Origin of the sequence: Rhizobium herbae, from assembly GCF_017873135.1 — a bacterium.
In the GTDB taxonomy this organism is placed as follows: Bacteria; Pseudomonadota; Alphaproteobacteria; order Rhizobiales; family Rhizobiaceae; genus Pararhizobium; species Pararhizobium herbae.
Window position 1 is genome coordinate 31573 of sequence record NZ_JAGGJV010000014.1, and the last position, 24006, is coordinate 55578.

Annotated in this window: 27 protein-coding genes; 6 read left to right on the forward strand and 21 right to left on the reverse strand. The window is 58.5% G+C overall.

Going from position 1 to position 24006, the window contains the following annotated elements; genetic code table 11:
• Positions 1–36: 36 nt before the first annotated feature.
• The gene (locus J2Z75_RS28075) at positions 37–429 is read right to left on the reverse strand and encodes a helix-turn-helix domain-containing protein (RefSeq protein ID WP_209857152.1); all 393 of its coding nucleotides are present in this window, start codon (positions 427–429) and stop codon (positions 37–39) included.
• A complete protein-coding gene (locus tag J2Z75_RS28080; protein ID WP_209857153.1) occupies positions 426–818 on the reverse strand; it encodes a regulatory protein GemA in 393 nt (130 codons plus the stop codon). The genes J2Z75_RS28075 and J2Z75_RS28080 overlap by 4 nt, the downstream gene beginning before the upstream one ends.
• A gap of 367 nt (positions 819–1185) precedes the next feature.
• Here J2Z75_RS28080 and J2Z75_RS28085 point away from each other — a divergent pair, with 367 nt between their 5' ends.
• Positions 1186–1797: a hypothetical protein gene (locus tag J2Z75_RS28085; RefSeq protein ID WP_209857154.1), complete on the forward strand. Its 612-nt coding sequence runs from the start codon at positions 1186–1188 to the stop codon at positions 1795–1797.
• Positions 1798–1903: 106 nt separating this feature from the next.
• Here the strand turns inward: J2Z75_RS28085 and J2Z75_RS28090 are convergent, their stop codons facing one another.
• The 12 genes from J2Z75_RS28090 to J2Z75_RS28145 all read right to left on the reverse strand — a co-directional run bounded on the left by J2Z75_RS28090 (position 1904) and on the right by J2Z75_RS28145 (position 9408).
• Entirely contained in the window at positions 1904–2554 is a 651-nt protein-coding gene (locus J2Z75_RS28090; protein WP_209857155.1) for a DUF3164 family protein, read from the reverse strand.
• Positions 2551–2775 (reverse strand): hypothetical protein, encoded by a 225-nt coding sequence (locus J2Z75_RS28095; protein ID WP_209857156.1) that lies wholly within the window; start codon positions 2773–2775, stop codon positions 2551–2553. Before J2Z75_RS28095 ends, J2Z75_RS28090 begins: the two co-directional genes overlap by 4 nt.
• The gene (locus J2Z75_RS28100; RefSeq protein WP_209857157.1) at positions 2765–2986 is read right to left on the reverse strand and encodes a hypothetical protein; all 222 of its coding nucleotides are present in this window, start codon (positions 2984–2986) and stop codon (positions 2765–2767) included. The genes J2Z75_RS28095 and J2Z75_RS28100 overlap by 11 nt, the downstream gene beginning before the upstream one ends.
• A complete protein-coding gene (locus J2Z75_RS28105) occupies positions 2976–3359 on the reverse strand; it encodes a helix-turn-helix domain-containing protein (RefSeq protein ID WP_234937620.1) in 384 nt (127 codons plus the stop codon). The genes J2Z75_RS28100 and J2Z75_RS28105 overlap by 11 nt, the downstream gene beginning before the upstream one ends.
• Positions 3341–3943 carry a hypothetical protein gene (locus J2Z75_RS28110; RefSeq protein ID WP_209857159.1) on the reverse strand — a complete coding sequence of 201 codons (603 nt, stop codon included), beginning with the start codon at positions 3941–3943 and terminating at the stop codon, positions 3341–3343. Before J2Z75_RS28110 ends, J2Z75_RS28105 begins: the two co-directional genes overlap by 19 nt.
• Positions 3943–4710, reverse strand: a complete 768-nt coding sequence (locus J2Z75_RS28115) for an AAA family ATPase (protein WP_209857161.1) — start codon at positions 4708–4710, stop codon at positions 3943–3945. Before J2Z75_RS28115 ends, J2Z75_RS28110 begins: the two co-directional genes overlap by 1 nt.
• A 27-nt stretch (positions 4711–4737) precedes the next feature.
• Positions 4738–6855, reverse strand: a complete 2118-nt coding sequence (locus tag J2Z75_RS28120; RefSeq protein WP_209857163.1) for a Mu transposase C-terminal domain-containing protein — start codon at positions 6853–6855, stop codon at positions 4738–4740.
• Entirely contained in the window at positions 6852–7313 is a 462-nt protein-coding gene (locus J2Z75_RS28125) for a hypothetical protein (protein ID WP_209857164.1), read from the reverse strand. The genes J2Z75_RS28120 and J2Z75_RS28125 overlap by 4 nt, the downstream gene beginning before the upstream one ends.
• 2 nt (positions 7314–7315) lie before the next feature.
• Positions 7316–8299 (reverse strand): ParB/RepB/Spo0J family partition protein, encoded by a 984-nt coding sequence (locus J2Z75_RS28130; protein ID WP_209857165.1) that lies wholly within the window; start codon positions 8297–8299, stop codon positions 7316–7318.
• A 127-nt stretch (positions 8300–8426) separates the two neighbouring features.
• Entirely contained in the window at positions 8427–8612 is a 186-nt protein-coding gene (locus J2Z75_RS28135) for a hypothetical protein (protein WP_209857167.1), read from the reverse strand.
• Entirely contained in the window at positions 8609–9118 is a 510-nt protein-coding gene (locus J2Z75_RS28140; protein ID WP_209857169.1) for a hypothetical protein, read from the reverse strand. Before J2Z75_RS28140 ends, J2Z75_RS28135 begins: the two co-directional genes overlap by 4 nt.
• Complete coding sequence (locus J2Z75_RS28145) at positions 9115–9408, reverse strand: helix-turn-helix domain-containing protein (RefSeq protein WP_209857170.1); 294 nt, start codon at positions 9406–9408, stop codon at positions 9115–9117. Before J2Z75_RS28145 ends, J2Z75_RS28140 begins: the two co-directional genes overlap by 4 nt.
• A gap of 158 nt (positions 9409–9566) precedes the next feature.
• On the opposite strand from J2Z75_RS28145, the gene J2Z75_RS28150 reads away from it, so the two are divergent.
• Positions 9567–10079, forward strand: coding sequence for a helix-turn-helix domain-containing protein (locus J2Z75_RS28150; protein WP_209857171.1), 513 nt, complete (start codon positions 9567–9569; stop codon positions 10077–10079).
• Between the two features lie 578 nt (positions 10080–10657).
• Here the strand turns inward: J2Z75_RS28150 and J2Z75_RS28155 are convergent.
• From J2Z75_RS28155 to J2Z75_RS28165, 3 genes are all read right to left on the reverse strand, one after another.
• Complete coding sequence (locus J2Z75_RS28155; RefSeq protein WP_234937621.1) at positions 10658–11689, reverse strand: tyrosine-type recombinase/integrase; 1032 nt, start codon at positions 11687–11689, stop codon at positions 10658–10660.
• Positions 11686–11922: a hypothetical protein gene (locus tag J2Z75_RS28160; protein ID WP_234937622.1), complete on the reverse strand. Its 237-nt coding sequence runs from the start codon at positions 11920–11922 to the stop codon at positions 11686–11688. The genes J2Z75_RS28155 and J2Z75_RS28160 overlap by 4 nt, the downstream gene beginning before the upstream one ends.
• A 507-nt stretch (positions 11923–12429) precedes the next feature.
• The gene (locus J2Z75_RS28165; protein ID WP_234937623.1) at positions 12430–12612 is read right to left on the reverse strand and encodes a hypothetical protein; all 183 of its coding nucleotides are present in this window, start codon (positions 12610–12612) and stop codon (positions 12430–12432) included.
• 267 nt (positions 12613–12879) lie between these two features.
• Here J2Z75_RS28165 and J2Z75_RS28170 point away from each other — a divergent pair, with 267 nt between their 5' ends.
• Positions 12880–13794: a LysR family transcriptional regulator gene (locus J2Z75_RS28170; RefSeq protein ID WP_209857173.1), complete on the forward strand. Its 915-nt coding sequence runs from the start codon at positions 12880–12882 to the stop codon at positions 13792–13794.
• 22 nt (positions 13795–13816) lie between these two features.
• Here J2Z75_RS28170 and J2Z75_RS28175 read toward each other — a convergent pair whose 3' ends face one another.
• From J2Z75_RS28175 to J2Z75_RS28185, 3 genes are read right to left on the reverse strand one after another with little or no spacing between them, the layout of a single operon-like run.
• Entirely contained in the window at positions 13817–14164 is a 348-nt protein-coding gene (locus tag J2Z75_RS28175; RefSeq protein ID WP_209857174.1) for a hypothetical protein, read from the reverse strand.
• On the reverse strand, positions 14161–15735 hold the full coding sequence (locus J2Z75_RS28180; protein ID WP_209857175.1) for a type IV secretory system conjugative DNA transfer family protein: 1575 nt from the start codon (positions 15733–15735) through the stop codon (positions 14161–14163). The genes J2Z75_RS28175 and J2Z75_RS28180 overlap by 4 nt, the downstream gene beginning before the upstream one ends.
• Positions 15732–16031 carry a mobilization protein gene (locus tag J2Z75_RS28185; protein ID WP_209857176.1) on the reverse strand — a complete coding sequence of 100 codons (300 nt, stop codon included), beginning with the start codon at positions 16029–16031 and terminating at the stop codon, positions 15732–15734. The genes J2Z75_RS28180 and J2Z75_RS28185 overlap by 4 nt, the downstream gene beginning before the upstream one ends.
• 291 nt (positions 16032–16322) lie before the next feature.
• Here J2Z75_RS28185 and traA point away from each other — a divergent pair, with 291 nt between their 5' ends.
• The 3 genes from traA (at position 16323) to J2Z75_RS28200 (ending at position 21520) form a co-directional block, all read left to right on the forward strand.
• Positions 16323–19640 (forward strand): Ti-type conjugative transfer relaxase TraA, encoded by a 3318-nt coding sequence (gene traA, locus J2Z75_RS28190; RefSeq protein ID WP_209857177.1) that lies wholly within the window; start codon positions 16323–16325, stop codon positions 19638–19640.
• A gap of 178 nt (positions 19641–19818) precedes the next feature.
• Positions 19819–20619 (forward strand): type IV toxin-antitoxin system AbiEi family antitoxin domain-containing protein, encoded by an 801-nt coding sequence (locus tag J2Z75_RS28195; RefSeq protein ID WP_209857179.1) that lies wholly within the window; start codon positions 19819–19821, stop codon positions 20617–20619.
• On the forward strand, positions 20606–21520 hold the full coding sequence (locus J2Z75_RS28200) for a nucleotidyl transferase AbiEii/AbiGii toxin family protein (protein WP_209857180.1): 915 nt from the start codon (positions 20606–20608) through the stop codon (positions 21518–21520). Before J2Z75_RS28195 ends, J2Z75_RS28200 begins: the two co-directional genes overlap by 14 nt.
• A 480-nt stretch (positions 21521–22000) precedes the next feature.
• Here the strand turns inward: J2Z75_RS28200 and J2Z75_RS28205 are convergent, their stop codons facing one another.
• Positions 22001–23371 carry a hypothetical protein gene (locus J2Z75_RS28205; protein ID WP_209857182.1) on the reverse strand — a complete coding sequence of 457 codons (1371 nt, stop codon included), beginning with the start codon at positions 23369–23371 and terminating at the stop codon, positions 22001–22003.
• Positions 23372–24006: the final 635 nt, after the last annotated feature.

The following is a 24006-nucleotide window of genomic DNA, read 5'->3' on the forward strand; positions in this document are numbered from 1 at the left end:
ATGGGCGCCATGAAAAAGACCGGACTTAAGGTCCGGTCAGTCGAAATCGAAAAGGCTGAGTTGATTGGCAGGCGGTGTCTTGTTCGCCATCCGGCGAACGTGGCGCTGGGAGACGCCGAGGATGCGGGCGATCTCGCGCCGCTCGCGGCCCGCATCCTCCAGCGCCAGCACGTCCATTCGGATCGAACGGCGCTGCCTCATGTGCGGCACATAGATCATTTCGCCGGACAGAAAGTTACATAGCGCAGTCGCGTCGTCTTTGCCAAGAGCCCTATAAACCGGGTGGTCTTCCTTGAGGAATTTCGGGAACTTGATTTCCTGACCACCGAAGTGGTGGATCACGTTCAGGACGAGGGGCAGGCCGAGCGTCTCGGCGACATCGCGGATCGACTTTGGCAAGCCCGCGACTGCAACAGAATCGTCGGTCATCCGCGTGCCTCCATCGCCTTCAATGCGTCGATGATCGGGCTTGCCTGATCGTAGGACAGAAAATCCGGGTCATCGACCGACGCGCGGGATTTGACGAATGAGCGGAGCGCCTGCCGGGAGCCGTCCGCGATCACACCCTTCCGGTGGCAAGACCGCCAAAGCGCATGAACCAGCCGGATATACGGTTTGGTCGCCACCGGCAGGGTTCGCCCGCCTTTCTTGAGGCGGAAGCCAAGCCGCTTCATTTCGTCCATGACAGCAATATGCTGGTGTGCCGACATGGTCTTGAGAGAGGCAAGACCGGTCACCCGAACGAGAAGTGCGCGATAGGCTTCCTCTTCGATGCCGAGTTGTTGGCGGGCGATGTTGATGATTGCGGTTGCGTTCATGCGGCACCTCCAATCTTAATGTCTTGGCCGGCCTTAGCCATAGCCATGGCGGCTCGCTCCAGCGCAGCGGCCGCCACTGCTGACGGCGCCGGGCATGGGGTTAGATGCCTGATGGAAGCGCCCGCCTTCACATCGAAAACCGCGCCGCATTTGTAGAGCACCGTGAACAGCTTTTGGTCGCCAGAATGGACCCAAGCGAGGGAACCGCAGGCAGGGCAATTTCCCTGATCCTGCAAAATCGAGAACCGATTGAGGGAAAGGCGATCCATCACGATGACGCCTTCTGTAAAGGAGGCTGGCAAATATCATGTTGCTTCACAGCAGCCATACTCGCTACGCTGGGTCGTAAGGTCGCATGGAGAACTTCATGACAAGAGCGGGATGGTTTTTCATTGCTGGCGCAGCTGCCTTGGGGGTGATCATTGATATTTTCGCTTACGCAAGCCACGTTTGGGGCGTGATCGGCCCAGCTCTTACTGAAGAAAGAGTTCGAAACTGGCTGGGAGCGTTGAGCGGCTGGGTGGCGGCGATCGTTGCAGGTGCGACTATGTTGCCGCTTTACCGACAACTTAGGCATGTGCGGCGCCAGACCGATTTTCAGCTTGGCGACGCGCTGCCCACAATCGATGTCACACCGGACTTGGACGATTCCCGTATCATGGTCGTAAGGGTGGTAAACTGGAACCGTAGAGGCATGCTTGTCCATCGAATTGCAAGCAATCTCACCACTAATGTCGGTTTGCATGAGACAAAACTTGACGGAGAAGTCGTTGCTCTCGGACAATTCAGGTGGCCTATGCCCCTTCGTGGCTGGGAAGACAGAAGCAAAAGTCCTCATACGCTTCAACTGAAAATTTTTGCTGGCCCGGACGATGACATCTTGCGCGACTGGCCTCCTAGAGCAAAGGTCATCTTGAAAGTTCAACTTCTCGCTGACACTCACACGCTGAAAGAGCTGAGTGCGTCGGTCCACCCTTGAGGGGTAGCTGCAACCTTTCATCGTTCGTCCCCCATTTGGCCTGCGGGCGCGATGCTGTTCATTGCGGCATCATTGTCGTGGCGTTCGGTCTTGGCCATGGCAGCGCTCACGCGTTGGCGAGATCGAGCGCAATGCGCGTCTGATCGCCGCTGTCTCGATCAACGGAATAGAACCGGGCATGCTCCTTGGAGGTCATTGTCCGGACTGAATCCGAAATAATACCCATGGCCTTTTCCCATTGCCCGGTCTCGTCCGTCATCTTGAGGCGACGAAGGGCAAGGATGCGGTCGGCATTGATCTTTCCAACCTTATCGACCTGAAACGCCTGATCGACCAGCGCCCGGATATTGTCGCTGGAACCGTCAGACCAGCGACGGATGCACTCGTCGATGATCTCTTTCGCGACTTCAAGCTCCGGCCCGAACGTCAGAGTGTCGGCAACCTGGATCAGTAGGCGAAGGGTCGTGTCCACGGTGGATAGGGTGATGTTGCCCTTCGATCCGCGCCGTTTTACTCCGTATTTTTCGGCAAGCAGATCGCGATAAGCCATGACTTCATCAAAGACTTCGGTGCGGAAGGCCGCGAGTCGCTCGTTGATCTCCACTGCTTTCGCCGAGAGCCGGCGCACCAGCTCGTCCTCTTCGATATGCTCCGGCTTGATAGCGCTGAGCGCCTTGAGTTCGTTTTTAGCCAGGCGCACGTAGGGCACGCCGTGGAAGTCTTCGACGGGAATGGTGAGAGAGATGGCGAGCTTCATTTCTTCGGTCCTTGTTGGGATGTATTGCGGTTCGGGAGAGCAACGACGTTGCTGTCCCGGTCGGCTATGGCGGCGGCGCGGCGCTCCATCAGGGCGGCTTGGTTTGCCGCGTAGGTGAGGACGGCCGCGAGAGTGACGATCTGGTCAGCAGTGGCCATGACGCCATCGTGGCGGTATTGCGCGATCTGATCGCGAAGCATGGTCAGCAGATCAGAGAGCATCGGCGCCTCCGTGGAGATCGATGACCGGCGCGGTGATCAGATTGCCGTCGAGCGGTACGTGCGGACGGCCGGTGAAAATCTCGATACGGGTTTCCATGTTCCGCGCTTCGATTTCGAAGGCGCGGAGCGCCAGCGTGACGCCGTGAAGATCAGCACCAATGTCGCCGCTGGAGAACCGTTCACGCATGGTATGCAACGCGTCAGACAGCATCGGTTTGGTCCTTCTTGCTGGCGGGATTTTGGGGGCAATTCTTGCAGGCGACCCAATGGCGCAGGGCCACCGGATCGCTCATCGGCATCGGCATGGATCGATGTTCCGCACAGGCAGTTGGCGTGATCGACCGGTGAAGATGCGGGCACCAGCGGCGATGCGCGTAAAGCTCCATCACCTTGTCGGCGATCTTCCGGGTCACCTTGTCCGTGCGGGCGGTGTACTTGCCCGCGATCAGAAGGGAGATCGCGGTGCGCGATACGCCCAGGGCGTCGGCTATGGCCTGTTTCGTGGTGTTCGGCTTCTCGGCCTCGGCCCGTAAAACGTCCATCCACTCCGGGTCCGGTAGGTCAATCAAAGTGGCTTGTTGCATGGAACGTCCACCCCGGAATTGTAGTCGTGGAGGGACTTGCGCTTCGCCTGATAGAGAGGGGCTGTCGGGCCAGTATTCTTCAGCAGCCGGTAGCGTTTGAAGCCGTTGGACGTCTGATGTGTCCCCTTGGCACGCACCGGCAATTCCACAACGTACCCTGCTGCCTTGAGGTAACGCAGATATCGCCCGGTATGGTTCTCGGGATCAGCGTCATCACGCGACGCTGCCATGACAAGCTCGCCGATGGTGAAAGCGCCGGACATCCTCATGGCCGTCCAGAGCCGTTGGCGGAACGTGTCCCTAACGGGCTTTCTGGTGCCTGCCGTGTCCGGCCGCCAAGGGCCGGATGTGATGACGGTTCCGTTGTGCTTGGCGGTAAGTCCATCGCGGGTGAGCTGGTAGCAACCGATTTCCACCCGTTCGAGATAGTTCCGCAGGATCAGTTTCCCGGCGCCGTTCGATACCTGACGGTGGGTCAGTCCTAGTGCGTTGACGATCTGATCGATCGTTTGGCATTCTCCCTCGCAGAGGTGGTGCAGGATCGTGGTCGGGATTTCGCCGGGCTCAAGTTTCGCGGCGTCCATCAGAGCGCACCCGGAACCTTGATCACCTGATTGGTGCGGCGATCGTTGACGATGACGAGGCCGGCCATATCGGCCACCGTGACTCCGCCTTCGCCCGGTTCCGACCGCAGTCCGAAGCGTTCAATGTTGGCGATGGCTTCAAGGACTTCACGATTGAAGCCCTGGCTAACGGTCAGGACGAAATCGATAAGATCGTCGGCTACCGGAACCTCGCAACGTGATCTAACGAGCTGACGGACATCGTCCTTCGTCGCCTTCTCGAAACGCACCTTCTGCGACACGCGCGAAGCGACCTGCGGAAACCGTGCGAGGTTGTCGTTGACCCGGCCCATCCCGACAAGGATGGTCGGCAGCTCAATCATGTCGGAGATATCGCGGATGGTTTCGAGGATTGCCGCGCGTGATGAGACGTGGTCGGCCTCATCGATCACCAGACCGAAAATCCGCCGTTCCATGCTGGCCATGCCCTGCCGCGTGGCAAGCTCTTCCAGCACCTTGGCGTACTTCTTCTGAAACGAATGCGGTGGGTCAACCCGGAGCGTTTCGAGCAGTTCGTTCATGAACCAGCTCGGTGTCCATTCCTTCTTGGCTCGTAGATAGATGCAGCCGTTTTGGGCGACCCAATGTTTGAGCGTCGTCGTTTTCCCAAGGCCCGGCAGTCCATCAACAACGACTAGGCAAGCCTCCTGTGCCCCGCGTTCTTCAAGCGCCGAAAGCGCGGACAGAAAGCGTTTAACGTTGCTGGTTTCGACAAATACGTTTTTCATGCTAGGTACTTCCTCGTTAATGTGATGTCAGGCAGCGGCGCGGATGAGGTTTCGAAGCGCGTCCACGTCGATGCCTGACAGTCTGAAAAGGTCGATCGCGGTTTGCCTCTGGAGGCATTGACGCAAAACCCGCACCTGATTGACCGTTAGGTTTTCCGGATTTTCGAGCGCCCAGGCTGCAAGCTCTTCGTCAGTGGCGAATGTCTTGCGGCGCGGAACGTCGATGGCTTCGGGGGCCAAAACTGGTTGATGGTCGGAAATGGCGGTGACGTTGCTCACCGGAACCGGCATCGGTTCAAGGTCGATGACCGGCATGGATGATGCTTCGAGGAACCGGCCTGGTGACAGTTCGGCTTCGACTTCCGCCAGATGGTCATTGAGCCGCCGGGCGCGGGAGGCCGCTCGCTTTTCGATCGCAGCGCGTTCCATCGTCAACGGAATGTAGCGTTCCTCGTTGCCGGCGAAGATGGCAACGCAGATCAGCCGGCCCATCAGCTCTTCGCCGGACTTCCAGTCGATCTCGCGGACCCAAACCTTGGTGGCGTCGTGAATGTCGTAGCCAACGAGAACGTCGTCGCCGTCGAACTCTTCCAGGGCGAGGTGGAAATAGCTGTTGGTCAGAAACTCAATCAGGGCGCGGCGGGTGCGGCGTTTGACGTAGGGCCGGAACAGATCGTTACTCTCAGCTTCCAGAACCGGAACGGTCTCAAAGCCGGTAGAGACGTGATATTGCCAGTATTGATCTGGTGACATTCCGTCCGGCAGCGCGGCATGCGGCTTTGCATTGTAGGATGCCACCGCGTTCTTGCAGGCGATGATGAACTCTTGCCAGCTTGGCAGGCGGCGGCTTGTACCGATCTGTTTCATGTCGCGGCGGGTTTCCTTGAACGAACGCTGCCGCGCCTGCCGGTCCATGTCCGCGCCGATATAGGTGTCGAACTCTTTCGAAAGCGGGTTCCAGACGGAACCGTTGAACCGCTCGATGATGCCGCGTGCCTGTGAATTTTGCGGCAGGGAGTGCAGCTTGGTAATGCCCAGGCGCTCGGTGATGCCGGTCAACTGATTGTCGAGAACATCGTTCTTGAAGCCCGGTCCACGGTCCACATAGAAGATGGCGCAGATGCCATTCTGTTCGCAGGCATGGCGCAGGGCATCGACAACGCCGATGGTGTTTTCGGCAAGGCCGAAGGAAAAGCCGACGCAACGGCGGGTGGCGACATCGACAATCGACGTGATCTCGGGGCGGAAAGGCTGGCCGTGGATCGGATGTGCGATTTCCGCGTCGAAGGTTTTGCCGTCGGCCGTGTAGACGCAGGTCGGCAACAAGTCAGCCGTCGAACGCATGACGTAAGCCTGACGGCTTTTCAGGGTCAGGTGTCCTTCCCGCCCACGGTGCTTTTCGACATTGCCCAGGCGGGCCATCAACCGGCGCACCTGATCGTAGTTCGGCGGCATGATGTGCGCTGGGAGCGCCTTGTGGTAATTATTGAGCGCGTCCGTCAGGCAAGGTTTTTGCGGCTGTGCGTAAAATCGGAAGAACTGCCAGAACCATGAAGGAATCTCTTGTTTCTCCTTCGTAGGAAGGGGAGCAAGTGCCACAACCCCTCGTCCATCTCGCAGTTTGAACCATTCATAGATCGTGGAACGGCTGAGGGACGCTTTGGCGGTTGCTCGATCATTCGCGCGGACAATCATGCTGCCGGAAATGTCAAAAAGTGACGGATCGGCAAGGAAGTGCTGGATGGACTGCCGCTGCGACATGCCGTTAGAAATCTGGTGCACCTCGATCGCCGACAGGATCGCAGAACGGGCGTTCATCACCTCGCGCTGCCGTGCCGTGAGTGCATTCGTAGAAAGTGCCTCGCGCTTGGCGATCTCCTTCGCCTTCCGGACCTGTTGATCGGCGATGACGATCTCGCGGCTCAATTCGGCTTGAAGCGCTGCCTGCATGGTGTCGGGCAAAAGGGAGATATGGTATTCAAGCCCGCCGCCGCCGATGCTGCCGGGGCGTGGTTTGCAATGGTGCGTCTTGTCCCATTCCAGCGCCTTGATGCGCTCCTGCACCCCACGTTTCGTTTGCGGCATGACCTTGAGTTTCAACCGAACAGCGGCGTCAGCGATTTCCTGCGCGGTCATGTAGGTCATTTCAGCAGACCTCCGACCCGGCCGCGCAGCGTCTGCCGTTGACGCTCCAAGTCGGCAAGGCGCTCTTCGGTCTGCCAAAGCTGGATGACTTCGGCATAGCGCGCCGGCACGGCGACAAATCCGGAAAATTCGCAGATGAAGCCCAGCAGTTCGTAGCAGCCGGTCACATCGACCAAGGCGATCAGCCGTTCAAGCGTGATCTTGTGATCCCGCCGCGCGGGTGAAGCGTAGCAATCAAGCATGTTCTCGGTGACGTTCTGGGCGAGATATTCGGACATTTCCGCCGCGATCCGCTCCCGCGTTTTCCCGCTCATCGACATCGCCTCGGACAGCACCCGCGCGATCTTGACATCCAAGGTGCCGCCCTTGGCGACATCCGGTTCAAAACGTGCGGCCACTTCTGGTGGCTGATAGTCGCGGAACAGGTCCAGCGTGTTGAGATCGCGGCGCTTGGTCATGGTTAGATGCGACCCCGGCGCTTCAGCGAGGCGATAATTCGCTCTTCGTGGTCGGCGACAACGTTATCCAGTTCGTCATCCTGCAAATCCGCGAAGAACTTGCTGAGGACGGCGATGGACTTTTTCATTTCGGCAAGCCGGGCGTCGATCCGTCCGGCCTGCGCCTCAACGACAGAATTGAGTGCCTTCTCCGGCATCTTCGACAGGGCTTTGTTGACGGCTGCGAACTTCCGCTCATCATGTGTCAGAACCCGGCCATTCTCGATGATCGTCAGGGCGTCCGGAACGTTTGTCGCCTTGGGCGGCTCCGAAAAAAGCAAGTCCAAAACCTTGGCCTGATTGACAGGTGTCTGCTCGGCAAGCTGCTTGAGACCGGCTTGATGGTCGGCAAGCCATGTCCCGGCGCAACGGGTGCGGGAGGCGACGGAAAGGTCTTTCCAGATTTTAACGGCCAGCTTGATCGCGGTTTGACTGATTCCGAATTTCTCGGCGGTGGCCCTGGCAAAACCGAAAATTTCTGGCTGCTCAGGATCAAGAGCCCAATTTGGGCTCTTGATCTCCGACTTGCGGTCGCCGCCATGCTTCATCGCCGGATAAAGGCGCTCATAGGCCTGTTTCAGTTCGTACAGATGGTGGCAGCGGTCGAGAACTTTCAGCTCATGCCGGGCGAGGTTTTCCATTACCTCTTCAATGCGGGCATCGGCGTCATTGTCGGCGGTCGAAACGGTGGCCGGAATGCTCTGCCATTCGTTGAGCCGGACCGCTTCCAAACGGCGGAGCCCGGCAACAAGCATGAAGCGATTTCCGTGCGAGCGGATGCGGATTGGATGCTGGAGGCCTTGCATTGCGATGATTGGGGCGAGGGCTTCTGCCTCGGCAGGGTCGAAGTCGCGGGCGCGGTCCTCGGGGATATCAATTTCGGAAAGCTTGACGTCTTGGATCAGGACGCGGAGTTCGGGAATTTGGAGCACCGTATGCTTGGTCATGCAGGAACCTATGTGGCGAAGAGTGAGATTGTGGTGCGGAGCCGCCTCTGGAGGACGGCGGCTCCGCTGTTCCCCGCGCAGGACGCAAGACCGGATCGGCGCGGGAGAAGTGAAGGCGCGGCAGGCATCAGATCAGGGGAACCCCGATGATCAGAAGGAGCCCAGAGCCCAAAGCGAGAACAATCGCGCCGACTAACAGCAGGCGGAAAATGGGGCGGCTGCTGATGTGCCCGCGATGCATCAGCCAGAGCGCCAGAATGGCGCCGCCATTCAAAGCCAATCCGCCAAGCAGGAAGGTTTGAAAAACGCTCATGAGCCGCTTGCCTCCAATTCGTCGGCAAGTTCACGCAGCTGCTCGGCAATGAGCAGTTGTGCGTAGCGCCGGGCGTCAGTCTGGAGAGCAGCGGCTTTTTCATCGATCACCCGTGCCACCAGATCGCTAAGCGCGTTCTCGTCGGCTTTCGCCGTGTGCCGCCATGTCTCTGGCGTTAGCATCGTGAACAGCTCCGCAGGCGCAGGCTCTGCGGTGGGGGAGGTCGCAGGCTCGGCATTGGTGGCAATCGCGCCAAGTGGCCGCTCGATCCGGCCATGCAGAATGCCGTCGATCCACTCGTTCAGAATGGGAAAGGTTGGGGGCTCGACCCCCAGTTCATGCAGATCCCGTTTCAGACCTGTATGGATGGCCTGCGATTTGTACTGGCGGGACTTGGTGCGATCGAATGCAGTCTGGAGTGCTGGCAAGGCGTAGCGCGGCAGGTTTTCGAAGTAGCCGCCACCGTTGTCAGACGGCGCGATCTTAGCTGACGAGAGGGAGCTCATGCTGCTTTCCTCGTGTCAGCGGAGGTGGTCGCTTTTTGACTTTCTAACGCTGCCCATTTCTTGCTATCAAAGATGCGGGATGTCTGAATGGGATAGCGGTCCGGCCAGAGTTCTTCCGGCTTGCGCCCGATGAACGCTGCTATGACTGCTTCCGCCTTTCGGTTGGTGTGGCTTTTGACCTTTCTGCAGGCAGTTGGGTCGAGGCCGTTAAGTTCGGCAAGCTTCGTTAGCGTCATGCTGCGGCGGTGAAGCTCCGATTTGATGTCGTGCCAGTCTAGCTTGGGCTTCATTTTGGATTTCTCCCGGCGTTTGGCGGGTGTTGGCGCACCCGCCTTTTGTTGGAACTCGATGTACAATCGTGGACCGCATAAGCGAGCCACTGGAATGCATAATTAAACTACGAATGAGATTTTGTAAATCTCAAATGGAGTTTAATGGGGGTGCGCAATTGGCTCGGCCGGAAGTGATAAAAACTCAACTAGGCAAAAGGCTTAGGAGTATCCGAACGCACTTCGGCGACCCGGAGCGCGAGGAATTTTGTCTACGTTTGGGAATTGGTAAGGCGTCGCTCGCAAACTACGAGCGTGGGGATCGCATTCCTGATTCGGACGTGCTGGCTTCCTACCGTGCCGTCTTCAATATCGACATCAATTGGGTGGTGACCGGCAAGGGAGCCATGTTCGAAGCTGACCGGGATCGTCCCCCCGGCCAGGTCAACGCTGAAATCTTGGAAATCCTAACAGATAGCGTTCAGCGCATTTATCTTGACCTGGGTCAAAAACCTCCCGCGCGCCGATTGAGCGGTGAGGCTGTCCGCCTCTACAATGACCTTGTTGCGGTCGTCGATGACGTTAACGACAAGGAGGAGGTTATGGCGGTTCTTCCCCAAGTCGAGTTGCGCTTAAAGCGCCGTTTGCAGCAGGCAACTGCCGAACCCGGCACTGGCAAACGTTCGGCCTGATGATTGTAAGGGGATGGGCGGTTGTAACGGCGTCGTATGCCCTGCCTAGTTGGGACACCATGCGGCTTTTTTGACTATCAAGGGTTTGCGTGCATCATGGTATGCACTTAACCTTAAGGTGCGTTTTCGAACGCAATCACGCAGCTGTGAATAGACAGCATTATGCGTGCCCTCCGCCCGGAGAGGGACTTTTGGTCTTCCCACCACAAAACCCGGCCGGACATCCCCGGCCATCAAAAATATCTAGTCAGATCAATCATCTAGCAATGGTGGGAAATCTTCCGCCGAGGTGGGAAGCCAGTTCCCACCATTAAGCAGCGGCCGCGCCATCGTCGCCGAGGCAGGGTGGACGGAGGTCCGTCAGGTCCGATCGATCTTGATGGGCTGCTTTCGGCGCGAGAGGCCCTTTTCCAGCGCGGTTCTGCCTAAATGCGTTCTTGTCAGAGCGATTGGCAGAACAATGCGAGGCGAATGCGTGAATCTGTCCAGAAGATCGCGCAGTTTAATCTCACTTTTGTGGGGTCGATTGCGTTCCGGTTTGGGATCGCCGTTAGAGTTTCGGCCAATCTCTCGTTGATTCACAGGCGGTTAGGGCTGATCGGTCCGGATTTGTCCGTGTCCAGAAGGTAACACCCCCCTACAGTGGCGTGGCCAAGCACGAGGGCAATCGTCCCGTGGTCCTTGCCCATCTCTGCCAGGATGGTTGCGACCGTGTGCCGGAGACCCTTTAGTGTCAGCCCGGGCTGGATCACGCCTTCGGCCTCCAGTTTGCCTTTCAGCTTGCTCCAGTTCGTGCTGAACCCATTATAGGTCCAGGGCATCCCCCTGCTGTTGGCGCACAACGTCAGCGCATCATGCTTCGGTGCATTCGCCATTGCTTCAGAGACAGGCTCGAACAGCGGCAGGTAAATCGCCTGGCCGGTCTTGTTGCGTCGTGTGTCGAGCCCGGCCTGTGTGATCGCCGACCTGGGCAGGTCCAGCGCATCCTGCGGATCCAGTGCATAGAACATCATCAGCGCGATCGGCAGCACCATATGAGATGGCAGGGCGGCGAGAACGGTTTCACGCTCAGCGTCGGTCCATGGTCGGTTGGCGTCAGGCAGGCTCTTGGGTCGTCGAGCGGGCTTCACCTTGGCCGCTGGATTGTCCTTCGTATACCCATACTCAATTCCCCAGTCGAAGATCACCGACAGGACAGAGCGCACATAGTTGGCAAAGCGGAATTTGCGCTTCTCCAGCGCCTTGTCGCGGATCTTCGCGATCAGGGGAGGCGTGAAACGGTCCAGAGGAGTGTCTTCGATCGCTTGAAGGTAGTCGAAGCATTTCTGATAGTCGGCGCGCGTTCGAGGAGCCAGTTCGGTGTGGAACCTGACGCTTTCTCGGTACCTGGTTATCAACATACCCAGCGTCCCTGGCTTGGTCTGCTTTTCATTGACCAACTCGTTGATGCGGTGAATCTCCATGTCAAACGCGAGTGTGTATGGCTCGAATTTTCGGCAGTCGATCTTCACCCGCGTCTTGCGGTGATAGCAGCGCCAATCGCCGTCGTGGTCCCTGAAAATCTGCCAGCCTCTGTATTTGTTGGGGCGCCTTAACTGAGGTTTTGTCATCCGAGCCGCTCCAGGATTTCCGCGTCCGTACCCGCGTTTCCGGCTTTGACTTGGTCGAGCCATAGATCGAGATCGCGGATGTCATAGCGCTCCTGGCTTTCCGGCATTGCAATAGGCCTGACGGAGCAGACCCTAGGGAAACGCTTCAAGGGTAACCCAACATAGTCCGCCGCCTGTTTAATCGACATCATTCGAGGTTGAACGACGCGAATGTTCAACATGGCGTTTGCCATTACTCCGCTCCCCACTTGGACCACTGACAAACTGAGAAGTGTGATTCGCAGTCGATGAGTACCAGCGCCGGCCCGGCTTGCGGCGGGGTCAAGCAGCGTTCTGCGCGCAATTTTGTCCAGCCGAGAGTGCGGAGACCTTGCGCCGATCGGTACGCGGCGCAATGTATGCCCAAGTTCGATTTCATTCTGAGCTTAGCTAGCATGATTGCGGCTTCTCCGAATTTGACGGTGCGGCCTGATGGCTCCACTTGGGCCGCAGCTCTCCAAGAGTTTTCTGTAGGTTAAATTGAAGAGCAATTTCGAAACTGGGTAAACTCGTAAATTTGGGAGTCAAGGTGGCCAATCGAATAGGGTTCGAAGCGTCACCCAACGAGACATCACGGGCCGGTAAGCGACGCATGCGCGCTGAAAACGACGGAAAATCTGCAGCATTTAAAATAATGTTGACGAAGGAACGCTGCTCCGGACCAACAATATACGGTACCGGTGTTGGAATCACTCGAGTGACTAGTCGTTACTGGCCTTCAAGCGCACGCCGATTCCTCCCTGAACCATTTCACCTTCTTCCTCGAACACGATCCCGGCGGCCTCAAACGTGAATCGCACGAGTCTCAAATTGCTCTCACGCATTTCGCCACCTCGCTCAAACGCACGGATGGAGACCGCGCTGATGGCGGTACGACTGGCCAACTCGCTTTGTGTCCAATCAAGGAGAGCTCGCGCGGCGCGACATTGAGCGGGTTTTATCAACGTAACCTTCTTTTTTCGAAAGTTGGGTATTGAAAACAAAAGTTTTAAGTGTTAAACAACCTCAACTTACCTTTTGAACGTCTGGTACGCAACGATTCGCGCCGCTGCGCGCTGTTTTGCCCGTCAGTTGTCGTCGGCTGCGGCGAATTGCCATTTGAGGCTGGTGTCGCGAACAACGTGCGACGCAGTTGGTTGTAAGGTGCACACATGGAATTCCGCCAACTCACCTACTTCGTTGCCGTTGCAGAGGAACTCCATTTCGGCAGGGCGGCGGCTCGGGTGCACATTGCCCAGCCAGCATTGTCGACGCAGATCCAAGCGCTAGAGCGTGAATTGGGTGTGCAGCTGTTCGTCCGAACAACGCGGCGCGTTGAGCTGACCGTGGCGGGCGAGACGTTTTATGATCGATGTGTGCGGATCCTCGGCGACATCGATCTGAGCGCAGAGGTAACCCGCTCGGTTGCTGGCAAAACCGCAACGAAGATCAGAATTGGCACTATCTACCCGGCCACCATCGGTGTGCTTCCCGCGTTCTTGGCGAAGATCGCCCGAAAATATCCTGATATCCAGTTGCAGATCCAGAGCGGCTCGACCGGCGACATTATCCGCAATCTCGAGTCCGGCCAGATCAACCTCGGTTTCATCCGGCCTGTGGAGAATATTGGTAGCTTACGCTTCTTCTCGATGGCCAGCGACGAATATATGCTGGCGGTCGCGAAGGGCAGCCGGCTTGCCGGACTTGAGGTGATCGGCATTGAGGACCTCCGCGATCAGAAGATTATCTCTTTCTCGCGCCAGAACCTCTCCTACACCGAACGGTACTTTGCCGAGATGTTCGCCGAGCATGATCTGGTGCGCAACATCGCCTACACCTGCGACGACACGTTTGCGCTGATATCGCTTGTCTCGGCCGGACTTGGCATCGGCTTTGCGCCGCAATGGACAAGAGATTTTCCCAACCGCAATTTCGAGCTTCGCAAAGTGAGGGGCGTAGATTTCAGGATCGGTATGGGGGTTGCTTGGAGCATGGAGGATCCAACGGCATCGCGTGACGATATCATCGATATTGCCCGTTCACTGGTTAGGCCGCAAAGACAGCCTACGGCAGAAACCTCGCGCTAATCGCTTCTAGCCATGCAGCGTCTCAGTGCCGTGTAGGGATGGCGATGGGCAAAAGCTTGGTTGCCTGGTCGACGACCTCTCGCAATGTTCTCCATCCGGGCAGATTTCGTTCACTGATACGTTCCTCGACCGCTTTCAGCATCCATCCGGCGCTGGCAACGTCTCCTGCGGCCTTGTAGTGATCAAAGCGTTTGACGCAGGCCTTGATGCGGGAACGGGCGTCGCCATTGTCCAGCGGTATCGTTGCGACTAGCAACTCGGCCTCCTGATAGGCCAGCGCGATACGCCGCCTTTTCTCCGCATCGCTGTCGATGATGACGCTGAGGGTGAAGACCAGAGTTTTCGAGAGAAGTTCGGTTTCGTCGTTCATACTGGATCGAAGGCTCCTTTGAACTCTGGGTCGGCATAATATCGGAGTTTGCGGACCCACGCCGGCCGCTGCCCTTGCCTGAGCAGGATCATCTTATCTTCCGGTAGCCGCATGATTTCGTCGGCATTGATGAGATCACGGGCCGAGATATGTTCGGAGGAAGAACTTTTACCATCGCTCCATGATCTCGTCACGAACTGCGCATCCGTCTTGCCGATCGAGCGGGTAATCAGTTCGGCGGTTTCGACGTCGTTGACTCCAAAAACCTGACGCACGGCGGCATTCGACAGGAACGTGCCGGCGCGCTTCCCATAGGTGGCACGCAGCTGGTGGATATCCTGGAGGACGGGCCAGAGCTGGACGCCGTAACCGGCCATGAGGCCCATGGCGCGTTCGACTGGGACCAGGTGGCCGAGAGCAGCGAACTCGTCCAGCAGGTAGAGGACCGGCTGGGCCGGGACACCTGGATCCCGCGCCATATCGGTAAGGCTCTGGGTGATCAGCAGCCGCAGCCATCTGGAATAGGTGGACAGCCGATCGGGCGGCAGGACCAGAAACACGGTGACGTTGTTGCGCTTGAGATCGGCGAAGCGGAAATTCGATCGGCCAACTACCGCAGTCATGCGCGGACTGTCGAGGAAATGGGTGTGACGCTGTGCAGCCGACAGAACGCCGGCCGCTTCCCGATCGGATTTGCCAAGGTGCCGATTGGCGGCGCGCGCGATCAGACAATTCGCCTCGTCCATGCCTTGCATTTGCGCAATCAGACCGAGGAAACGCTCCGGAGCAAACGTGAGATATTCGCGAAGCGTAGCGAGCGTTCGCCGACCCGTAGATTCCGCCACCGCGATCTTGAGGATCAGGCCGGCAATGAGCGCCTTGGCCTCCTCATTCCAGTGCGCATCGCCACTCATGCCCGGCTCGTCGAACACGAGAGCATCGGCCAGCGTGTTAGCATCTTCCGCGACATCGAGACCGTCCGGATCGAGCATGTCGAGCGGATTGAAGGCAGCGGAGCTTTTGCCCGTGACGCCGAACGGATCGAGGATGTGAACTGGGCCGAATTGCTCGCGTGCGCGGCCCGCGACCTTGGCATTCTCGCCCTTGGGATCGATGCAGATCACCGAGCGTTCGGCGCTCAGCAGATTGGGGATGATGGTGCCAACACCTTTGCCCGTTCGCGTCGGTGCTATGGTCAGCAGATGGGCCGGTCCGTCATAACGCAGCAGCATGTTTGTTGTCGGATCGCGACCGATCAGCAGACCATCAACTGTTGCGGCGAGTTTTTGTAGTTCCTTGCCGGTTGCCCAGCGAGCGGAGCCGAAGACAGAGGAAATCGGCACATCCGTGATGAAGGCTGAGACACAACCGACAGAACCGAACACGAGCGGCAAATATTTGGCGACGGCTTGGATGACGTCGCTGATCTGTCCGGGTTCAAACCCGCCGATCAGATGGATCAGAAAACTTGCGAGCAGCAGCAGCGCCGAACACAATATGCCGACAACAGTGCATACGACGGCGAGGACCGGAGCCGTAACAATCGACTTCAGCAAACGCGAAAACCTCATTCCGGATTTCCGTAGCTAGACCCTTCGGCCGATGACGCCGGCTGCAGAATATCGCCGAACAGGTCCTTGTCGCCATCACGGGTGAGGAAGCCGGGCAGCTCCTTGCGCAGCCAGTCGCCGAGGCGCCGGCTGAAGTCTGCATCGTTGGAATTCTCGAGCCGATATAGAACCAGCGCTCCGAGCAGAACCTTGCGCCTGGTGTCCCGGGCGCGCTCCTGTTTGCCGAGACGAGCGACAAGGGTCTTCTTTCGCTCTTCCAGTTCAACAATGCGTTGTCCGATCGTCTTGCGGGCCATCGATATCATCCCGATGAGGCATATGTGGAACCTGCGACGCTTGTGCAGCCGCCCATGCGCGCAAAAGCAGCACGTCAGAAATGTTTGCGCCCGGGCCTCATTTTGCTATCTCCCAGTGCGTTGAAGCGATCGGACCAGAGCGCAAGCGCCATTTCTACTCGCAAATTTGGGAGTAGCGCAGCGTCAACACCGGCGTATGAGTGAGCAAAGCGAAGGAATGACAAGGGCGCACTTACGAGTTGCTGCGCAACTCAAGTTCGAAATGCGCCGTAACGGCCGGAGCCCCGTGTTTTGGCGATCTACCATTGCAGCATGAAGCCGATAGCCCGCAGCGGCGGCCGTAGCGCCGTGGCGGCTGCCGCCTATCGAACTGCAACGATAATGCTGAATGAGCGCGACGGCCTGGCGCACGACTTCGCTCGGAAGAAGGGAGTTGAGCATGCAGAGATCGTGCTTCCCGTCGGTGTGGAGGCGGATTGGGCTCTTGATCGGTCTCGCCTGTGGAATGCGGTCGAGCATGCGGAGAAACGCAAGGACGCGCGGGTAGCGCGGGAATTCGAGATCGCACTCCCGCATGAGCTGACTTCAGAGCAGCGGCTGGAACTAACACGTGACTTCGCCCGCGACCTCGCAAACCGGTATGGCGGTGCGGTGGACTTCGCCATTCACCAGCCACACACTGAGGGTGATGTCCGCAACTTCCATGCCCATGTGCTGATGACGACGCGGACAGTTTTGCCTGATGGGCTTGGCGAGAAGACGCTGATCGAGCGGGAGAACAAGTGGCTGCTGAACCATGATCAGCCGACCTCGCATATGCAGCTTCGCGATATCCGCCAGTCTTGGGAGAGCCATGCAAACCGTCATCTGGTGCGGGCCGGCCTTGATGTCCGCATCGATCATCGCTCGCACCAGGAGCGCGGGCTGGAGGTGGAGCCGACCGAGCATATGGGTGTCTTTGCCTCGCAGATGGATCGGCGCGGGCTGGATGTGTCAAGGACCCGGATCGACGAGAAGGCAGCACGCCGTAACGCGGAACTGATCCGGGAAAAGCCGGAGCAGGTGCTGTCGATCCTGACGGACGAGAAGAGCGTGTTCGACCGGCATGATGTGGCGCGGGCGCTGCATCGTTACATCGACGATAGCCAGGGTTTCCAGAATGCCTTTGCGGCCGTCATGGCATCGTCGGCATTGGTTGAATTGCGGCCGGGGCAGAATGGCGAGCTTGCGCGATACTCGACCTACGAGATGCTGGAGATCGAGCACGCCATGGCCGCGAGTGCTGAGCGACTGGTACAGTCCTCCAGCCATGGCGTTAATCGACATCATGTCGATCAGGCACTGAGCTTACAGGACAAGGCTATCAGGACAAGAACCGCGGCTTCACTGTCTGCAAAAGCCGAACGCGGCGAAATGCTGCTCGTGGATCGGGAGCGATTAATCGAGCGTTCCGGTTTGAGTGAGGAGCAGCGCGTGGCAGTCCAGCACGTCACCGGGTCGGCGCAGGTGGCAGCGGTGATCGGCTTTGCCGGCGCTGGCAAATCGACCATGCTTGCCGCCGCGCGCGATGCCTGGGAGCGACAGGGGTATCGGGTTCAGGGTGCGGCGTTGGCTGGCAAGGCTGCTGAGGGATTGGAGGAATCCTCTGATATCGCCTCGCGCACCTTGGCATCGTGGGAGTATGGCTGGCAGTCGGGGCGGGGACGGCTCGGCAAGGGCGATGTTCTCGTTATCGACGAAGCCGGCATGGTTGGAAGCCGGCAGTTGGCGCGGTTCGTGATGGAGGCCGAAGCGCGTGGCGCTAAGCTGGTTCTGGTCGGCGATCACGAGCAGCTTCAGGCGATCGGGGCGGGCTCCCCGTTCCGGGCGATTGCCGAGCGTGTTGGTGCGGTCGAGCTTTCCGAAATCCGCCGGCAGAGCGAGGGCTGGCAGCGAGAGGCGTCGATTGCGTTTGCCACCCATCGCACCGGCGAGGCGCTGGCTAGCTACGCCGATCGCGGGGCTGTGAACTTCTCTAAGAATAGGGATGAGGCGCGGGCCGTTTTGGTCCGCGACTATCTCTCCGATCTGGACGAGCGACGAAGCGGATCGCGGATTGCGTTGGCGCATCGCCGAGTCGATGTCAGGGCGATCAATGCGGATATACGTGCTTCGCTTCAGGAGCAAGGCCGGCTGGCACGAGGGGAGCAAGAGCAGGACCCGCATGGCCGTGAAGTCGTCTATCAGACCAATGACGGCAAGCGGTCGTTCGCGCCAGGCGACCGGATCGTGTTGCTGGAAAACAATCGCGACCTTGGCGTAAAGAACGGCATGCTGGGAACCGTTGAGGCCGTCGAACTGGGCGCACTACAAATACGTCTCGACGGCGCAGGACAGAACAATGCCCGTGCCGTATCCATACCCGTGAAGAGTTACCAAGCCTTTGATCACGGCTATGCGACGACGATCCACAAATCCCAAGGGGCGACGGTTGATTGCGCCTTCGTCATGGCGTCGGGCACCATGGATCGGCATCTGACCTATGTGGCGATGACGCGTCATCGCGACAGCGTGAAGCTCTATGCCGGCCGCGACGAGCTGAAGGACATGAAGGCGCTCAGCGCCAGCATGGGCCGATCGGGGGCGAAGGAAACGACGCTGGATTACACCCATGCCTTTGCCGAGCGGCGAGGGCTTGCGGAGGAGTTTGGCGTTCGCAGCGAGATTGCCGTCAGCCTTTCGGCTGGTCGGGCTGAGGATGGGCCTGCGGCTCACGACAGCGCTATGGATGAGCGCGTTCGCTCGCAGGCCGTTCGTCAGCCATCAGCCACAGCCGAGGCGCAGCGGAGTGGGCATGGTGTCGAGATGCCGGGCGAAAAGGTCGAGCCGCTTGTGCCGGCGCTGACGAAACATTCCCGCAGCGTCGAGGAGATAGCTCGCGAAAAGGCACGGCCGGACTTTGAGAGGGCCATGGAGGCGGTGCGTTCCGTTGGTCGCAATGTCTATGCCGATCTGGATGGTGTCGCGGCCAAGCTCAGCGTTGCCATCGTGGACAAGGGTATGGACGGACAGGCGCTGGCGAAATCGGTTGCGGAGCGACCAGAGCAGCTCGGGGAGTTGCGCGGCAAGTCTGGGCTTCTGGGTGAGAACAAGGAGCGCCGCGCCGCGCGTCATTACGCCAACGCACTCAGCAATTACGTTGCATCAGCCGGCCGAACCTGGGAGCGGCGGCTTGAAGCAGAGCGTCAGTCGGAAACCTGGAACCGTGAGAAGCGGGATGTGGTCGAGGTGCCGGGGCTGACGCAGCGCAGCGAAGCCATTTTGAAACAGCTCGACGGGCTGTCCCATGCGGAGAAGCCGAAGCTCCTCGAGCAGCTATCGGGCACGCCGGAAGGAAAACAGGCGCTTGAGGAGGCGAGACAAGTCGTCCAGGCGCTGGAGCAGCGGTTTGGTAGCGCCGATCCGCGTGATCTGAAGACCGATAACCTGCGGCTGGGGCCGGAAGTCTCCGCCAAGCTCGATCGGATCAAGCATGTCGCCTGCCTAACAGATCGCGCGCAGCGGGCCGAGTTGTCGCGTCAATACGAGCTGAAGCGGAGCCTCAACAAGGGGCTGGGATTGGGGATGTGACCACGGTTACAATCAAGCTCAGCCACGCCATCTGTGGGCAGATTTTGGGAAAGGGAGGCGTCCTGAGACGGCCTCCAACGTTTGGTTTGCAATTTTCCGTTTTTGATAAGTTTGACTGCGTAAAGTGGCATTCTTTCAAACCTTGAACTAAGTTTGAAAGTATGCCATTTTACTAAGTATGACTGAGCAGAGAAGCGGAAAATTAAACCAACTCGAACGAACCCTGCCGGAGGGCCTTTTGGTTGATGCGGCATGGATGGAGCGGCACGGCTACTCAACGAGTCTGCGCAGCCAGTATGTTTCCGCCGGTTGGCTGGTTCAGCCGGTACGCGGCACATACAAGCGCCCGCTCGGCGAGCTGGACTGGCAAAAAACTGTCGTTTCGCTGCAGAAGCTAATGGGGCGCAACCTTGCGGTCGGCGGGCGAACCGCACTCGACCTGCAGGGCTTCACCCACTACCTGTCGGCATCCGGCCCCTCGACGATTCACCTGTACGGGATGGAGTCGCCCCCGGGCTGGCTTGCGAAGCTTCCCCTGAAAGAAACGTTTCGGTTCCACCGGTCGCAGGTATTGTTCAAGACTCTCGCGGCGGCGGCAGAAGCTCTGCAGACAGGCACGCTGCGGGAACTGCCAGGACCGTCCGACTGGCCACTCATAGCTTCGACGCCGGAGCGCGCTCTGCTGGAAATGCTTGATGGGCTGCCCGGCCGCGAGAGCTTTCACCAGGTCGATATGCTGGTCGAAGGACTGCGGACCTTGAGCCCGCGACGGCTTCAGATGCTTCTCACCGACTGCCGTAGCGTCAAGGTCAAGCGGCTGTTCTTCTGGTTCGCAGATCGCCATCGGCCAGCATGGCTGAAGCAAATAGACCGTGCCGCCATCAGTCTCGGCACCGGCAAGCGTATGCTCGTCAAGGGTGGCAAACTCGACCCAACTTACCTCATAACTGTCCCGGAGGACCTCAGTGCCCCTGTCTGAACGTTATCGGCGCCAGGTCGCGCTATTGATCGATGTGCTCCCGTTCGTCGCCGCCGAGAAGGATTTCGCTCTGAAAGGCGGGACCGCCATCAACCTTTTTGTGCGGGACATGCCGCGTCTGTCGGTCGATATCGACCTGACCTACCTGCCGGTGGCGCCACGCCCGGAGTCCCTGGCCGCGATCGATGCTGCCATGAAGCGCATGGCGGTGGAAATGCGAACGGGAATGCGCGGCCTGCGCGTCACCGAAGTCCCGAATGCCCGCGAGCAGATCGTCACCAAGCTGACCGTTCAGCGGCCCGATGCGCAGATCAAAATCGAGGTCACGCCGGTTCTACGCGGCTGCGTTTTCGAGCCGGAGATGCGATCAGTGTCGCCGGGTGTGGAAGACGCCTTTGGATTCGCGGAAATGCAGGTTGTTTCGTTTGCCGACCTGTATGCGGGCAAGATCATGGCCGCGCTTGACCGCCAGCACCCGCGTGATCTCTTTGACGTTCGTGACTTGCTTGCGAACGAAGGCATCAGCGATGACCTGCGCCGAGCCTTTGTTGTCTATCTGATAAGCCACGACAGGCCGATCTCTGAGGTGCTTGTGCCGCACCGCAAAGACATCGCCCACGAGTTTGCACAAGGCTTTGACGGAATGACCGCCGAGCCTGTTCCCCTCGATGAACTGCTTGCTGCGCGCGAGGAACTGATCGCCGCCATGGCGGGAGGCATGCCGGATGAGCACAAGGAGTTTCTCCTGGGATTCAAGCGCGGTCAGGCGGACTGGTCGCTTCTCGGCGTTCCGGGAGCGGCCGACCTGCCCGCCGTGCGATGGAAGCAGTTGAACCTAGGCAAACTTACTGTCGAAGCTCGCGCGCGGTTGATTGATCAACTGGAAGAGCGCTTAAGATGAATATTGGAATATTGGCGCACAGGTCGTTTATCGGAGACCTCGGTCGGGAAATCCAAGACGCGACCGCGGACAACACCGCGCCATACGAACACCCTTCAATGTGGGATATGCAAGATCGAGCACTTTCCGCAAAGGCGCGCCCACTCTAGTGCCCGTCGATGCCGGCGGCGCGGTTTTTACGATATCCAAATCGTTGCTGTGGCATCATAATTCCACTTCGAACGGTGTTTGAGCCTGCCTTTAAAGTGAGAACAAACGACCAATAAGCCAACTCTCGGCTTCCGCACAACTGTCCCTCTTTTGAGGGGTAGTTCTGCACTTTTAAAAGCCCACGATTTCATCATGGGGATTTCGACCCAAATCAACTTGGTGAAAGGCTGTCATAAAAATCCTACAAACAGGGACGACCGCGAACATACGACGGTACTGCACGCCCGAACAGGCAGGGTCCAAATCGGCAACGCTTACGAGCAATGAAATCTAGGTATTGACCGCCTCGCCGTCCAGAGAATGCAGCGTGATCGAGCCCATGGGATGCCACTTCGGCGTAACGCTTCGGACATTTCCATCGGGCAGCAGCCAGTGATGCGCAACGTCCGGCATCAGGTTGGGGTCGAGCGGATGCAGGGCGTTGGGGTTGTGCCAGATATCGATCCCTTCGATCCAAGTCTCGACGTACCCGGCATCCCTTACTTGCTTCTTGAAGGTTACGGGTGCGCTCGCATTGGGATCGTGATTCACAGCCGTCCCAACCAGAACGAGTTTCAAACGTTCCGAACCGAACCCCGCGAGAAGGCCCATTCTGCTAAACTTCGAGATCGTGCCGCTGTTCGAAAATAAAATTGCCGATACATGCTCGGCATCCGGCAAGTCGAAGAACCCGGACGGAACCTGCTTCGCCCCCCAGCGATGAAGCCCGATCTTGCGGGGCTTAATGATAAGCTTGCCGTCCTTATCGCGTTCCCAGTCGGGCTCGTAACCGTAGACGTAGCGCTCGAATGCCGAACGCGTAAATGTCATAGAGCCTGGCGCAGAAAAATCCTGAATGGCAAACAGCAGGGGCTTGTCGCCAACATGGGGCTTCTCCCAATAACGCTTTTCGAGCTTCGCCTTCAGGGTTCCGGCGAATCTGGTCGGCATGTACTCGCGGATGAAAACGTCGCGTTCCTCAGGCGTATCGGTCGGCGGCGGTGCTACGATCGCTCCTTTAGCGTCGCGCGATGCGTTCACGGTAACGGCCTCCACGGTAAACTCGCCGACAGGATTGCCGCAGCAAAAATCCGGCACGGCGTGGATGCGCGAAATCTCATAGTCCATCTCCGTGAATGCCGCGAAAAGATACAATTCCCAGATACGAGAATCGAACCCCGTGGTTTGAAACTGCTCGATGAAATTCCCGTCGGCATCTTCGTACCATCGCATCATCGGTTCGATAATACCGCGCGCCGCCGAATAAGCCTCTATGTCCCGGAGAGCCTTGAATGCCGGGTGGACCTTGTTCTCCTCGGCATGCGCTGCGAAAAAATCTACCGGCTGACCCTGTTCGTCGCCCTGGAAATAATCCTCGTCCGGAAGCGCCGCCATGCGCTCCATTTCGCGTCTCAGTTCGACTTCGGCGTGCCGCTTCCGCTCGCAAAATCCCGTTCCGCTGACCCAACGGTAGCGACCCTTGCGGTCCTTGCCGAAAATATGCCCTCCGAAATCATGGTCTGTCCGATCTTTGACGGTAAGGCCGAGGACACGCTCATTCCCATGCTCGAACCAGGAAAGCTCGTCACAGAGAAATCGGATCAGCGGTTGCCGGGCATAGGCCGCAAATGCATCGAATCTAATGAGCGGTATGGGTTTCATAATTCCTCGTATTCTTCATACCATGACAATCCTGACGCGCCACTACTGGCGAATGGTTTCAGGGTTACATCAATTCATAGAAATAGCGCTGGTCGCAAGATGTGCGTGGTACTACCACGCATCTCTTGGCAAGGGAGACCCGCTACGCTTCTCCCGTTGCATCCTCCCGGCCTGTGATGCTTCGATGTCGAACCTCGTCGCATCAATGAAACGTCCGCCCGTTTCATTAGCGATCAGGTAAGACGTACCTGCCCCTCCCAATACCCACCCAGACCATCCGTCATCGCCGACTGGACCCGCGACCAAAAGCGTATGCCGCCTTGGATACCTGCACCATGCTGTTCGCGCATGGAGGCGACTGGGGAGATTTCAGCTGTCCCATGGCCCACCTCGCAGGAGGCGATTTTGCACTCTTCCTGCACCACCATCGACCAAAGGGGCTCTTGCAGCCCCTTGGAACCCAGCGCGCCGGACCTGGAGATTACGTCTCTCCACCCGCACCGGACGTTCCTTCGTTCCGTTCCAAAGCCATCATATCGACCGCAGCGAGACGTCAAGCCCGCGCGGTGCACGCGCCCGAAGGCTTCGGGGCTTGACGTGATCGCCTTTCGGTCGATTAAGAAATGGCTGTTCGG